The organism is Rhizobium sp. LARHSG275, from assembly GCF_052871115.1.
This window is the reverse complement of the sequence record NZ_JBIXJN010000007.1, coordinates 292,569-305,825: the sequence shown is the minus strand read 5'-3', so window position 1 is coordinate 305,825 and position 13,257 is coordinate 292,569. Positions and strand designations below refer to the sequence as shown.

General features: G+C 61.2%; 13 protein-coding genes and 3 pseudogenes. 10 read left to right on the top strand and 6 right to left on the bottom strand.

Going from position 1 to position 13,257, the window contains the following annotated elements; genetic code table 11:
- Nucleotides 1-107: 107 nt before the first annotated feature.
- Both ACIPSK_RS11965 and ACIPSK_RS11960 read right to left on the bottom strand, forming a co-directional pair.
- Nucleotides 108-428 carry an arsenate reductase/protein-tyrosine-phosphatase family protein gene (locus tag ACIPSK_RS11965; protein WP_162117395.1) on the bottom strand — a complete coding sequence of 107 codons (321 nt, stop codon included), beginning with the start codon at nucleotides 426-428 and terminating at the stop codon, nucleotides 108-110.
- A gap of 14 nt (nucleotides 429-442) precedes the next feature.
- Nucleotides 443-1,108: pseudogene (locus ACIPSK_RS11960) on the bottom strand (pyridoxal-dependent decarboxylase); the annotation flags it as partial.
- 289 nt (nucleotides 1,109-1,397) lie between these two features.
- On the opposite strand from ACIPSK_RS11960, the gene ACIPSK_RS11955 reads away from it, so the two are divergent.
- From ACIPSK_RS11955 to ACIPSK_RS11945, 3 genes are all read left to right on the top strand, one after another.
- Entirely contained in the window at nucleotides 1,398-1,754 is a 357-nt protein-coding gene (locus tag ACIPSK_RS11955; RefSeq protein ID WP_170262363.1) for a hypothetical protein, read from the top strand.
- A gap of 134 nt (nucleotides 1,755-1,888) precedes the next feature.
- Nucleotides 1,889-2,395 (top strand): GNAT family N-acetyltransferase, encoded by a 507-nt coding sequence (locus ACIPSK_RS11950; protein WP_162117393.1) that lies wholly within the window; start codon nucleotides 1,889-1,891, stop codon nucleotides 2,393-2,395.
- Nucleotides 2,396-2,491: 96 nt separating this feature from the next.
- A complete protein-coding gene (locus ACIPSK_RS11945) occupies nucleotides 2,492-3,412 on the top strand; it encodes an ornithine cyclodeaminase family protein (protein ID WP_162117392.1) in 921 nt (306 codons plus the stop codon).
- Between the two features lie 15 nt (nucleotides 3,413-3,427).
- Here ACIPSK_RS11945 and dapB read toward each other — a convergent pair whose 3' ends face one another.
- Together dapB and ACIPSK_RS11935 are read right to left on the bottom strand one after the other, a co-directional pair.
- On the bottom strand, nucleotides 3,428-4,198 hold the full coding sequence (gene dapB / locus ACIPSK_RS11940) for a 4-hydroxy-tetrahydrodipicolinate reductase (protein WP_162117391.1): 771 nt from the start codon (nucleotides 4,196-4,198) through the stop codon (nucleotides 3,428-3,430).
- Nucleotides 4,199-4,621: 423 nt separating this feature from the next.
- The gene (locus ACIPSK_RS11935) at nucleotides 4,622-4,837 is read right to left on the bottom strand and encodes a hypothetical protein (protein ID WP_162117390.1); all 216 of its coding nucleotides are present in this window, start codon (nucleotides 4,835-4,837) and stop codon (nucleotides 4,622-4,624) included.
- A gap of 192 nt (nucleotides 4,838-5,029) precedes the next feature.
- On the opposite strand from ACIPSK_RS11935, the gene ACIPSK_RS11930 reads away from it, so the two are divergent.
- The 3 genes from ACIPSK_RS11930 (at nucleotide 5,030) to ACIPSK_RS11920 (ending at nucleotide 7,393) form a co-directional block, all read left to right on the top strand.
- Nucleotides 5,030-5,416, top strand: coding sequence for a VOC family protein (locus ACIPSK_RS11930; protein ID WP_017964821.1), 387 nt, complete (start codon nucleotides 5,030-5,032; stop codon nucleotides 5,414-5,416).
- A gap of 223 nt (nucleotides 5,417-5,639) precedes the next feature.
- Nucleotides 5,640-6,644: a carbon-nitrogen hydrolase family protein gene (locus ACIPSK_RS11925; protein WP_162117389.1), complete on the top strand. Its 1,005-nt coding sequence runs from the start codon at nucleotides 5,640-5,642 to the stop codon at nucleotides 6,642-6,644.
- Nucleotides 6,645-6,919: 275 nt separating this feature from the next.
- Nucleotides 6,920-7,393, top strand: a complete 474-nt coding sequence (locus tag ACIPSK_RS11920) for a VOC family protein (protein WP_162117388.1) — start codon at nucleotides 6,920-6,922, stop codon at nucleotides 7,391-7,393.
- Nucleotides 7,394-7,461: 68 nt separating this feature from the next.
- Here the strand turns inward: ACIPSK_RS11920 and ACIPSK_RS11915 are convergent.
- A pseudogene (locus ACIPSK_RS11915) lies at nucleotides 7,462-7,862 on the bottom strand (GFA family protein).
- A gap of 238 nt (nucleotides 7,863-8,100) precedes the next feature.
- Here ACIPSK_RS11915 and ACIPSK_RS11910 point away from each other — a divergent pair.
- The 4 genes and pseudogenes from ACIPSK_RS11910 (at nucleotide 8,101) to ACIPSK_RS11895 (ending at nucleotide 12,443) form a co-directional block, all read left to right on the top strand.
- Nucleotides 8,101-9,980, top strand: a pseudogene (locus tag ACIPSK_RS11910) (ABC transporter ATP-binding protein).
- 88 nt (nucleotides 9,981-10,068) lie between these two features.
- Entirely contained in the window at nucleotides 10,069-10,710 is a 642-nt protein-coding gene (locus tag ACIPSK_RS11905) for a glutathione S-transferase family protein (RefSeq protein WP_162117387.1), read from the top strand.
- Nucleotides 10,711-10,823: 113 nt separating this feature from the next.
- A complete protein-coding gene (locus ACIPSK_RS11900) occupies nucleotides 10,824-11,420 on the top strand; it encodes a demethoxyubiquinone hydroxylase family protein (protein ID WP_162117386.1) in 597 nt (198 codons plus the stop codon).
- A gap of 240 nt (nucleotides 11,421-11,660) precedes the next feature.
- Nucleotides 11,661-12,443, top strand: coding sequence for an endonuclease/exonuclease/phosphatase family protein (locus ACIPSK_RS11895; protein WP_348642913.1), 783 nt, complete (start codon nucleotides 11,661-11,663; stop codon nucleotides 12,441-12,443).
- A 28-nt stretch (nucleotides 12,444-12,471) separates the two neighbouring features.
- On the opposite strand, the gene ACIPSK_RS11890 is transcribed toward ACIPSK_RS11895, so the two are convergent.
- Nucleotides 12,472-13,248: a phosphodiester glycosidase family protein gene (locus ACIPSK_RS11890; RefSeq protein ID WP_162117385.1), complete on the bottom strand. Its 777-nt coding sequence runs from the start codon at nucleotides 13,246-13,248 to the stop codon at nucleotides 12,472-12,474.
- Nucleotides 13,249-13,257 lie beyond the last annotated feature (9 nt).

The following is a 13,257-nucleotide window of genomic DNA, read 5'->3' as shown; positions in this document are numbered from 1 at the left end:
TGCCGCTGATGGCAGAAATATAAGGTCATGGGCAGCGTAAACGGAAGGTTCGTTGCCGAAATTGGGAAGGACGTCGCCAAGATGACCCGGGATCGAGACCGTCGAACCTAGAGATGCCGAGGTACCTTCGCCTTCAACAGCCGAACGAGCGAAGGATCCATGAAATCGTAGTCATCAGGAATATGAAGGCAGATCAACCGCTTGTCCTTGAGAGCTGACCTGTACTTGCCCTGGACTTTCGCACGGTGTGCCTTCTCCATGACGAAGACGATATCAGCCCATTCGATCAGTTCTGTCGACAGCGGGTTTTCGCCATCCTTGTTGGTGCCTGCCGAGGAGACTTCGATATCAGGCCAGCTCGCGAAGACCTGTTCGGCCGTCGGACTGCGAAGCTTGTTCTGACTGCAGACGAACAGGACGTTTTTCACGTTTCGATCTCTCTTGGACCGGCGACGGAATCGAGCGCCCCCAGGAATGCCGTCGGGTCGATCCGGCCCAACACGTCGGTGGGCAGGCGCAGCACGCGATCATGCCCGAGGCCAACGAACTGAAGCGCGGAGAAGACGGTGGTGGGCGTCGTCGCCGATGAGCACGGTAATCTCAGGCGCACCGAACAGGCCCTTTGCATCGGCATCCCAGCCCACCTGGCGCAGCACCTCGCCGCGTGCGGCGGCAAGGCAGGTGAAGTTCGCCACCGTCGCTCCCGTGACGAAGCCGACCGACCTTTCCGCCGGCAGCTTCAGGAGATCGAGAAGCCATCTCGCCGCGACGGTCTCGACGGCGGCCGCGGCCGGGGCGACGACATGGTTTCCGGCATTCTGGCCCCAGGCGCTGGTGAGGAAATCGGCGGCGACGCCGACCGGATGGGAGCCGCCGATGACCCAGCGGAAAAAGCGCGGCCCTGTGGTTGCATGCAGCCCAGGTTCTGCGCCATCCGAGAGGCGCCTGATGACATCAAGCATTCGGAACCGGCCGCCGGCAGCGGCTCGTCGAAACAGGCAAGCGAGGCTGCGTAGTCATGGGTGGGCATATGGCGGGCGGGCGCTGCCTGCCGGAACGCGGCGGCAAGGCGGGCGGCTTCCTGAAACAGAGATGCGATTGCCGACATGCGAATCCCCCTGCCGCCGCCGATCCTAAAGGACCGCCCTCAAAAAGCAGGCTGCTGGCGCCATGCTAGCCCATATCGCCGACGCTGTCTTTGCCCCTGGCTGTTCCTCGTCCTTGCCCAGACCCTCAAGACAATTTGAGCATCGGGGAGAGGCTTGCTAACTATATACAATAATTACCTTATTCAGTGCTGTCCATTTTTCAAAATTTGGGGCCCTTGTTGAAAAATGATTGCCTTCGTCGCAAGTATCGTTCAATAATGCGGAAATATCATTTGCACCATTGTCAAGTTGGTGCTGCCAAACAGCGAGGGATATGCACTGAAATATTTCCTTCTCTACGCGCTGACATGCACGTTGGTCGGGATAGTTCTTGTCTTCACCATCGGCGAAGTTGTGCGGTTCAAGATCGACAAGCCGACCGATCAATCGGTGGCCGAACCAACTGATGAGCCAGTTGCCGCCGTCCAACCAGTCGATCCCTTGGTCGTCCGATCCACTGGCCAACCGGTCGACGGGCCAGCCCGTGAACCGGTGGTCGGGCCAACCGGCGAACCGGCTGCGAGGCCGACCGATCAATCGGTGGTCGGCCCGAGCAATGAACCGGTCGTCCGGAAGGGCGGCCGGCTCGGCAGTCCGGCGCAGTGATCGGCGCTTGAGATGATGGATTTCTATTCGATCTCATAACTCTAAGCATAGGCCGAAGGACGAGACTTGCTGACACCGGTTGACGGCTGCGGCCATCTGTATTGAGAGTACCTCTCATCTTGCAGGAGGTCCCGATGGATGGAAGCGGCACCACGATCAGACATATCCAGGCAGACGAAGTGGAGGCCTTCCGGCGTATCCGCCTGGAAGCGCTTCGCGCCGAACCGTCCCTCTTTGCAAGCCGCTACGAAGACTGGGCGGCTCTTTCTCTCGAGGAGTGGCGCAATCGCTTGACTGAGCCGGTTTTCATCGCCTTTCAGGATGGCGAACCCGTTGGCATAACGGGCCTGCTTCGGCAACGATCGAACAAAATGGCCCATCGCGCGACGATCATCATGGTTTACGTCAGAAGGAGCCTGCGCGGAACGGGCCTTGCGGGCAAGCTACTCAGCGCGGTGGCCGTTCATGCGCGCGATCTCGGCATCCTGCAGCTCGAACTCTTCGTCAGCGCGGAGAACCCGGCGGCAATACGCTTCTATCAGCGGCAAGGCTTCTCAGAGATCGGCCGGATTCCCGGCGGGGTTCTGGAAGAGGGCAGGGAGATCGACGACGTCATGATGGCTCGCCGTCTAGTCGGTTAACTCCCACCGAATATCAGCCCGTATCCGTTCGTCTGACCTATTGACCTCAAGCGGGGTTGGGATTGCAGCATGCCGGCATGGGCTGGAGGTTTGGCCGTGACGAAAATTCTGAAAGACGAGGATCTGGTCGGCAGCACGCTGATGGCGGTCGCGATCGATGCGCTCGAGACCGCTTTTCTCGCGAGAGCCGGCGATCGACTGATCTCTCCGCCCCGGCACCATGTCTCGTTTCCCGATCGAGGTGATCTCGTCTTCACCGTCGGCGGCATCCTCGGCGACAAACCGCTCGCGGGCTTCCGGGTCTATGAAACATTCGACGGGGCGGAGCATTCGCAGATCGTCGCGGTGTGGTCGGCCGACGACGCCAGGCTCAAGGGCATTATTCTCGGAGAGCGTCTCGGCAACCTCAGAACCGGCGCGATCGGCGGTCTCGCCATCCGGCATCTCAGCGCGCCTGATGCCAGGATCGTCGGGATCCTCGGAAGCGGAGCGCAAGCGCGAACCCAGCTTGCCGCAGCGGCCGCCGTTCGAAAACTGAACCGCGCCCGCGTCTATAGCCGCGACGAGAGGAATCGCGCCGCCTTTGCAACGGAGATGCAGCACGCGTTGGGTATTGAAGTGGAGCCTGCCGGCAGCGCCCCTGAAGCCGTCGATGATGCCGACATTGTCATCTGTGCGACGACGAGCCGAATGCCCGTCATTCATGCCAGGGATTTGAAGCCCGGCGTGCACGTCAGCACCGTCGGCCCGAAAACGCGTGAGGGATACGAACTCGGCCTGGATGTCGCCGATGTCGCAGCCGTGATCGCAACGGACTCTCCCGAACAGACGCGCGCGTATGCTTCGCCCTTTTTCCTGGCCGGCTCCGGCAATGAGCACCGCATGGCCGACCTTGCCGATATCATGGCCGGGAAAGCGGCGGGGCGAGGATCGCCTGGCGATACGACCTTGTTTTGCTCCGTCGGCCTAGCTGGAACCGAAGTCGTCGTCGCCTCGGCAATCCTCGATATGCTGTGAGCCTGTTTTCCTTATTCACGCCAGACCCAGCACGTCCCCCATGGCGTATTCGCCGGGCGCGCGCCCGGCGATCCAGCGGGCGGCGGCAAGCGCGCCGCGGGCGAACATGCCGCGATCGAGAGCCGAATGGGAGAGCGTCACGACCTCCTCGGCGGCGGCAAACAGGACGCTGTGTTCTCCGACCAGCCCGCCGGCCCGCAACACGGCAAAGCCGATTTCGCCGGGCGGCCGCTCGCCGGTGATGCCGTCACGCCCGCGCCGCTCGACGGATGCGAGCGAAACGCCGCGGCCCGCGGCGGCGGCTTCACCGAACATCAACGCCGTGCCGGACGGCGCGTCAATTTTCCTGTTGTGATGGGCTTCGAGGATCTCGATATCCCAGCCATGCGCGGGAAGGGCGCGCGCTGCCTGGGCGACGAGGCCGACCAGCATGTTGACGCCGATGGAGAAATTGCCGGAGCGCAGGATCGGAATTCTGCGGGCGGCCTCTGCGATCCGTTGGAGCTCATCCGGCTCGAAACCCGTCGCCCCGATCACCAGGGCCGGTCCGCCGGCCGAAGCGCACAAGCCGGCAAGTTCAGCGGCAGCACGTCCCGTCGTGAAATCCAGGATCACGTCGGCCACCTCAATCGCGGCCGAACGGTCGATCAGCCCGGCGTCAGTGGAGCCCTCACGGCCGATGCCTCCGACGAACGCGGAATCCGGATCGGCCGCCAGCAGCGGCAAGATGGCGCGCCCCATGCGGCCGTTCGCGCCGGCGATGGCTATTTTGATTGGTGAGGTCACGGACTTTCCTAACTCAGGAGGGCGAATGCGGCGCGAGGGAGGTTTGTCGCGTTAGACGCAGATAAAGCAGAATGACAGCATAAACGACGAGTACGATCGGTGTTTCTCCCAAGATTGGAAGCAGGATCATCCCGTCGCCAGGCCCAGCCTCTTCTCCTGGCGCCATCGTCGGCGTTGTCAATATGGCAAGCGTGAATGGCGAGAGGAACACCCATAGAAATGCGAATGTGTGTGGCAGCCATCTCCGTCGCTGGAGCATTCGGGGCAATGAAGATGGCCGAAACGGGTATCAGGATGTTCAAAACGAAGACAAGCGGAAGCGCGATCAGGTCAGGCAGAATTGTCGGGTAATCATATTCCATCAGGTTTTCTCAGAGGCTGCTATCGATGGGATGTCGGCCAGTCCCAGCGGCCACCTGAGGCTCACCAGTTACCGGGATCGGCGGTGTGATCGATGGTGGCGAATTTGTCGGCCTTTTCCCGGTCCAGCTTCACCTCTGTGGCAGCGTTCGTCTCGTCGACGACCCAGTAGCGGTCGGGGGGCGGTTCCGTTGATAGTTCCTGGTACATGAGCAAGGCGGCCTCCTCGGCGGTATCGGCCTCGATCTCTCGGGTGATTGATACGGTGAATTTGTGCATAGCTTCGGCCTTCTCGATCGGCGCACCGGCGTGTGTGCAGCTTGCACAGTCTGCCACGAGTTTTGTGTCGATGACACTAAAACTGCTCGCTTAGAATTTTAATCACTCGACGGCTTCAGGTCTTTGTTTTTATGAATGTCGTGGTGCCAAGCCGCCACGCCGTTTGGGCGAACTCAGCCGAGGAGATAGATCATGCGCCTGAACCAAGTAACCGTGACGATGCCTGACCTCGATGCGGGCTGGAAGTTCTACTGCGCTCTCGGTCTCAAGCCCGTCGTCGACGCCCGTCCTCGCTATGCGCGTTTCGTCTGCCCGAATGGGGACAGTACCTTCTCCCTGCATCAGGGCGAAGGCGGCGGTGGCGGAACTACGGTGTATTTCGAGTGCGAGAAGCTGGACGAGACGGTTGGCAGTCTCGGCGAAGCCGGTCTTTGTTTCGTCACCGGACCGGAGGACAAGAGTTGGCTTTGGCGCGAGGCCGAGCTGTTCGACCCCGGCGGCAACCGCATCATTCTTTATTTCGCCGGTTCGAACCGCCTCGATCCGCCGTGGCGGGTGGATCAAGGTCAGCCCGCTTGAAGTAGGTGCTCGGCAGCCGATCCCGGTCATTCCCCGAATTGACGAATCGCGGTCGCCTCGGCATCTTTGTGTCGGCGTGGCCTAGCGCCGAACCTCCCAGGACCTTCCCCAGCAGGGTCTTCAACCGGAGGCAAAGGGACTTTCGTCTCGGGTCGTGATCCTTGGTCCTGATGTTTCGGGCCTGTTGCTGGGGAACGATGTCCGGAACGTGAGAGGCCCTGAAATGACTGAGAATGGAAATTTCAAACGGCGGGTGCGTGCGCGCGCCGCCAAGACGGGTGAATCCTACACTGCCGCCCGCATGCATGTTCTTCCCAGGTCGGCGAACGATGCACTGCCTGAGGCAAGACGCTTGCGTCTCGCCGTGGCCCAGACCACCCATGCAGACGATCCACGCGATGCCGACAAGCTTCGCCAGAGCGGACAGGAGATGCGCCTGCTGATGCGGCGGGCGCGAGAGGCGGGGGCACGGCTCATCCACTTTCCCGAAGGGACGACATCATCGCCGAACAAGCGCATCATGTCGGAAATCGGGCCGAGGGAGATCGGGCCCTCCGATTGGCGGCGGTTCGAATGGGCCGTGTTGCGTGAGGAGCTGGATGCAACGCGCAAGCTGGCGCGCGAACTCGGCCTCTGGACGATCATCGGCTCGGTGCATCCGCTGACGGCGCCGCACCGGCCGCACAACAGCCTGTATGTCGTCTCAGATCGCGGCGAACTGGTGACGCGTTACGATGAGCGCCTGCTGTCGAACACCAAGATCTCCTTCATGTACACGCCGGGTTCGATCCCCGTGACCTTCGAGGTCGACGGCATCCGTTTCGGCTGTGCGCTTGGCATGGAATGCCACTATCCGGAGATTTTCAGCGAATATGAGCGGCTCGACGTCCACTGTGTGCTGTTCTCGACGACAGGCGGCTCGCCGGCCAACGAGCCGTCCTTTGCTGCCGAGGCACAAGGGCATGCGGCAAGCAACAGCTACTGGGTCAGCTTCTCGATCCTTGCCCATCCCGGTCAGGCTGATCCGGCGTCTTCCGGGATCGTCGCGCCCGGCGGCCGATGGGCAGCGCAATGCCCTGCGGATGGAACGGCGGCGATATCGATTGCCGATATCGACGACAATCCCGGCGATCTTTCTCGGCGGTGGCGGCGCAAGGCGCGGAGCGGCCTCTACGAACCGCATCGGGTTGACGGCGACCCTCGCAGCGACGGGCGGGATAGGTTTTAGAGCTGCGTAGCGTTCGCGGTATGCCCTGCAAAGTGAATGCAGGTGACGCTATATGCACTTGCGGAACCGCACCAGCGGTTCCGCAATCGCCTCATACGCGCTTGTCCCGAAGTCCACGCATTGAATCCGAACAGTGGCAAAGGTCACCCCGGGACCCCGATCATTTAGCAGCGCTCGACAATCGTCCGCGTGAAATCGCTTCCATGGGCTGGAGAAAGACGGTTTGCTTCTTATTTCACCGGGAAATGCGAAACGAAGTGCGAAAGGACCGCGCAATGGCAAAGAACACGATCTGCGTATGGTACGACAAAGACGCTGAGGCCGCCGCCCGCTTCTATGCCTCGACTTTTCCCGACAGCGCCGTGCGTGCTGTCATTCGTGCACCGGGAGATTATCCTGAGGGCAAGCAGGGAGACGTCCTGGTTGTTGAATTCACCGTTGCGGGTATTCCCTGCATCGGCCTGAACGGCGGTCCCGCGATCAAACATAACGAAGCCTTCTCCTTTCAGATCGCAACGGACACTCAGGAGGAAACCGATCGCTATTGGAACGCGATCGTCGGCAATGGTGGCCAGGAAAGCGAGTGCGGCTGGTGCAAGGACAAGTGGGGCGTGTCCTGGCAGATTACGCCGCGCGTCCTCTCCGAAGCCCTTTCGGCAGGCGGTGGCCAGGCAAAGCGTGCTTTTGACGCGATGATGACCATGAGGAAGATCGACATTGCGGCGATCGAGGCGGCCCGGCGCGGCTGAGGTGGCCTTGCGCAGAACGTTCTTTTAACAGACTCCCATCTGGCCCCGGGGCGTTATTCGCAATCGGCTCAGAACCAGAGATCGCGCACGCAGCGCCCCTTGGACGGAAGGTCTTCAAACGTGTCCAGGCCGTCGAAATGATCGATAGGCAGGTCCTGAACGAGATCCGGCGGCGCAAGCCGCATGTTGACGGCCATGGCCGGCGGCCATCCTTTCCAAGCCGCAGGCCGCGCCAGCTCAAGACACAGGCGCAGGATGGGCAGAACAAGATTTCGAGAGACGGTTCGCCTTTGTCGGCGCGGGTGTAAGAGGCGGTCTCACCGGCGAGTGCGATGCGCTCTCCTTCGTAGTCATAAGCCCACAGCGTGCCGTAGCGGCGGCAAAGCGTGCAGTTGCAGGCGGTGATCGAGCCCGGATCACCTTCGAATGTCCAGCTTGCCTTGCCGCAATGACATGAGCCCGTCAGCATGAGCGTCGATTCAATCCTGTTCCCCCTTCAAGTCCGGCATCCTGCCCCACTCGCGCGATGACCGCAATTGGCGCTTTCCGGCTCCGCTTGCTTCTCTGGCTTCCTAACCGGCGTTCGCGATACGTCAGGCTTGTAAGGCTTTTTGAAATTTCTAATTGAGATTGCGGCGTGAAGATGGTTTTCTGCGACCCAGCGTAGCTGAGTCCGCGCCTCCTCCCGATTTTGATCCGAGTGGCCCATGTCGATTTCAGATGCGATTTACCGTCCCTTCGAAACCTTGATCCGGCCGCTCGACATCCCCTACCGGCCGATGCCCACCAAGGGACCTGTCGCGGTTCTTTTGCACTTCATCGCGATGTTTCGGGGCGTCATCATTACCATGGCGCTGACCTCGATGGCCATCGAAGTCATCAACCTTACGATCATCTGGGGTCTTTCGGTGATTGTCGACGGAGTGACGACACAAGGCGTGGAGCTCTTCGTCGACAGTAAATTCCGGCTGCTGGCAGTCCTCGCCTTTCTGCTTTTTCCCGTGATGCCCGTTCTTTTCTACATCACCAATATTCTCAACTCGCATACGATCGGCATCAGCCTGCCCGTTGCGATTCAATGGCAGGGGCACAAGGCGGTCGAGCGGCAGGACCTCGCCTTCTTCCATGATCTTTTCGCCGGCCAGGTCGCATCCCGGCTCGGCCAGGTCGCCAGTGCCGTTCAGCAACAGATCCTGATCGCGTTCCAGACGGCACCCGCTTCCTGCTTCAGATCATCGGCTCCATTGTTCTTCTGCTCGCGCTCTCCTGGCAGCTTGCGCTGCCGGTCATCGTCTGGGTTGCCTTCAACGTGCTCTTTACGATCAAGGTCGTTCCTGATTTCACCGAGCGTGCCCGCCGCTCGGCAAAGCAGAACAGCCTCATCTCCGGTGCCCTGACGGACATCTACGGCAACATCCAGATGGTCAAGCAGTTCGCCGCAGAAGATAGCGAGGCGGGTGCGCTGAGAAAGATCATGTCCAAGGGGGTCGATACGCTTCATCACGAGCAGCGGATCTACCGGACAACCGAACTCGTCGTCATCAGCCTCAACATGGTGCTCTGGCTCGTCATGCTCGGCATTAGCTTCTGGGGGCTGTTTGACCGATTCCTGACCGTGGGCGATTTCGCCGCAACCGTTTACATCCTTCAACGCCTCTCGGCAGGGTCCTTCACATTCCTGCAGATGGGACAGCAGGTCTTCCGCGCGCTCGGGACGATCAAGGATGCGATGCCGGTCATGACAACGCCGCCTAGCATCACAGACCGGCCGGATGCTACTGAACTGACGGTCAGCCGCGGGGAGATCCGTTTCGAGAACCTCCGCTTCGCCTACAAGTCGGGCAAGCCTGTCATCGATGACCTGTCGCTGACCGTTCGGCCCGGCGAAAAGGTGGGGCTCGTCGGCCTCTCCGGTGCCGGCAAGACGACGCTGGTGAGTCTGCTGCTGCGTTTTTACGACATAGAGGATGGTGCGATCCTGATCGATGGGCAGGACATCCGCGAGATCACGCAGGCAAGTCTTCGCCGCGCCATTGGGGTCATCGCGCAGGACGTCGCGCTGCTGCACCGTTCGGTCGGCGATAATATCCGCTACGGCCGGCCGGAAGCGACGAAGGACGAGATCGAAGCGGTAGCGAAGATGGCAAGCGCCGATGCCTTCATCGCCGATCTTTCCGACGGCGAAGGCCGCAGGGGCTATGACGCCTTCGTCGGCGACCGCGGCATCAAGCTCTCCGGCGGCCAGCGTCAGCGCGTGGCCATTGCCCGCGTTCTCCTGAAGGACGCGCCGATCCTGGTGCTCGACGAAGCGACCTCCGCCCTCGACAGCGAATCCGAAGCCGCCATCCAGGAAAGGCTGAACCTCGTCATGGAGGGAAAGACGGTGATCGCCATTGCACATCGCCTGTCGACCATCGCCAGGATGGACCGGATCGTCGTACTCGATCGCGGGCGCATCGTGGAAGAGGGCAGGCCGGATGAGCTGGTCGAACGCGACGGCTTGTTCGCGCGCTTGTGGAAACGCCAGACCGGCGGTTTCATTCCCGAAGACATCGATGAGCCCTTGCCGGCCTCGCCGGCGACCTGACCATCTGACTGAAAGAATGTGTCGGTGATGTCGGAACGCGGGTCGTTCGTCCGTCCTTTTTCCGTGAAACAAAAAATGGAGATGCCGGATGGGCGACCTTACCCTCACCACCTTCGACTGGGTCCCCGAGCCTCCCAGGGGTTATGTGCGTGACCTGCGTGTGCGTTGGGCGCTGGAAGAGAGCGGCCTGCCTTATCGTGTCGAGAGCGTGCCGTTTCGCGGTCGCAAGCCCGAGCATTTCGCGCACCAGCCCTTCGGCCAGGTGCCGTGGTTGACCGATGGCGACATCTCGATTTTCGAGGGCGGCGCCATCCTGCTCCATCTCGGCAATCGCAGCGACGCGCTGATGCCCGCCGATCCGCGCGGTCGCGCCGAAGTTTTGGAATGGCTGTTTGCGGCGCTGAATTCCGTCGAGGCGGCAAGCCTGCCCTGGTCGATACTGATCTTCTCCGGCATCACGGGTGATGCGCCGGCATATGGGCTCATGGACTCGTTTCTCAAGGACCACCGGCTGAAGCACATGGAGCCGGTCCTGGCAGGGCGCGAATGGCTGGCGGGCACCTTCTCCGTCGCCGATATCCTCATGGCCGATGTGCTGCGGCTCATCAACCGGTTCGACGGGTTGGCGGAATATCCCGCCTGCCGTGATTATGTCGCGCGCGCCACGGCCCGCCCATCTTTCGCAAAGGCGCATGCCGACCAGATCGCCCATTTTGCAGCGGCAGACTGAGCAGGCCGGCGCCCAAAGCGTAGGAGACCGGGACCTTCTCCGTCGCCGCACCCCTTGACGGCCACGGCGGCCGTCCTGCCTATTGCCCGCAAGGGAACCGGGGCAGGGTAGTCATGATCAATTCGTCGAGCAGGTCGGGTGGGCGCGACCCCGATGTCACCATCCGTCGCATTCTGAAGGTCAACCATGCAGGCGAGTTCGGCGCTATCAGGATCTATGGCGCCCAGATCCTGGTGGCCCGGCGGCTGTTTCCCGACATCGTGCCGACGCTTGAAGAGATGCGTCGGGACGAGATCGACCATTGCCGCCTGTTTCGCGAGGCGATGCCTGCAAGGAGCGCCAAACCCTGCCGTGTCATAGCATTCTGGAGCCTCGGCGGTTCTGTGCTCGGCTTCCTGACGGCGCTTGCCGGGCGCAACATGATCTGGATTTGCACCGAGGCAGTCGAAAGCACGGTCCATTGCCATCTCGAAGACCAGTTGGCTTTCCTTGCAAAGCGCGATCCCGAGCTTCACGCCCTCATCGCGTCGATCCAGGAACAGGAACTGGCGCATCTCAGGACGGCCGAAAGCAGCCAGAAAGGGCGGGGCCTCAGCCACGCCCTGCTCCTGCCCGTCGTCGGCGCCCTGACCGACCTGATGATCTGGCTCTCCACCTGGGGAGATTCGAGTTGGATGCGCGCCGAAATGGCGCGTGCGGGGAGGGGCTAGTCTTGCTGTGAAGACGACGGCTTGCCGCTGTCGGGGGCAGCCCTTGGATGTAGCGCTTTGAATTGCTGGATAATTTTATCCTTCAATCGATTCCGATTTCAAGAATTATGCAGTGGAGGGAACATATGCGCCTTCCGCTGCTTTGACTCGCATTCCAAGTGAGCAGGTCCAAAGCCATGCACGTGCGGGTGATCACGTTCAAATGTCTGGAATGTCGAGGGCGACAGCCGGCGGCATCGGATTATCAATCAGGAGCTTCGCCGTCTGAAGCCCGATCTTCTGGCATTGCAGGAGGTCATTCAAACGCGCGAGAAGGCGAGCCTCGATACCATCGTCGACGGGCTCGAGATGCACATTACGCACCAACAGGACGTGCAGGCTTTCCAGCCGGCTTATTCCGACAGATATGGCGGCACGGCGATCGCGACCCGCTGGCCGCATAGGGTTGTCGAGGTGCTCGATCCAAGAATGCCACAGGCGCCTGATGTGCCCTGGGCGACCCTTGCCGCTGTCGTGAATCTTGGGGATGTTGGCAGCCTGCTCTTCATTGCGACGACTGCGGCCTGGCGCCCGGCTGCCGAGGTTGCGCGCGAGCGTCATGCAGTTGCGATCAGCGATCTCGACGCTAGGCATCGGCAGGTCCTGCCGACCTTGATTGCCGGCGACCTCAATGCAGAACCGGATGCCGCATCTATACGGTTCCTGACCGGGCGACAGTCACTCGAGGGAAGAAGCGTCTGCTATTACGATGCCTGGGAAATAGCCGGTATCGGGACCGGCAAGACCTGGACCGGCGTCAACCCGAACGCCATGGCTGGCGCCGAACGGATCATCGGACAGAGAAACTATCATCGACGATTTGACTACGTGCTGGTCGGATCGTGGGATGCGCATCCCAAGGGTCGGGCAGAGATCCAGTCGGCCGAATGCGTCCTCGATCGGCCGGTGGATGGAATATGGCCAAGCGATCACTACGGGGTCATGGTCGATATCGACGTCCGGCCAAATGCAAAGGCCGGCTGACGGGATCGTGGGCACCTGCCCCGGTGCGCTACTCGACAAGCCCGAAAATGGGGCCGTAGCCGCCGTGCCAGGATCGGTCGTTGCGGCCTATTGCCGGATTGTAAAGTCCGACACCGCGTCCGCCATCGAGAAACAAGGCATCGGGGCATTTCAGGTGGTCGCGGAAGAGCCGTGCGAAATCGTGGAAATTCACGCCGTCTTCGCTGATCGCGAAACGAACCGTGCCATTCTCGCAGACGCCGACACCGCTGCGGCGGGTTCGGTCCGTCGAGCCGACGATGAAGATCGGGTTCAGCTTGTTGGCGATGACAAGCATCGGGCCGGATTGCGTGGCGAACCGCACCTTGGGCCGACGCTTCAGAAATTCATCGCTCGGGAGTATCCCGGCACCTGCCTCACCCAGAAAGAACACGCCGTTCGGCTTCTTGTAGAAATTCGGCACCTGACCGGCGGAGCTTTCGGCCTTTGTCGTATTGGCGGGCTGCAATTCCCTGCCGTTCTCGACATAAAGTCCCATCGGCGAAAAATCGGCCCGGTACATCCCGGCGTTGACGGCCAAGGCCAGCGTTCGCCCCTCGGCGCGAACGGCTTGGGCAAGGCTTGAAAAAGTGCGGTACGGCGCGCCTTCGGCGTTTTTCCAGAACAATCGTAGGTCGGCTTTGCCCGGCTCCAACGTGCAGACGACGTATTTCGCTTCTTCGAAGCCTTCCTGCTCGCATGGTTGCGCATGCGCCTGATGCAGGGATGTCATCGTTGCTGCCAGCATGATGGCCGCGGCGAATATGCCGTGTTTGAGATGGATCATGGTGTCACG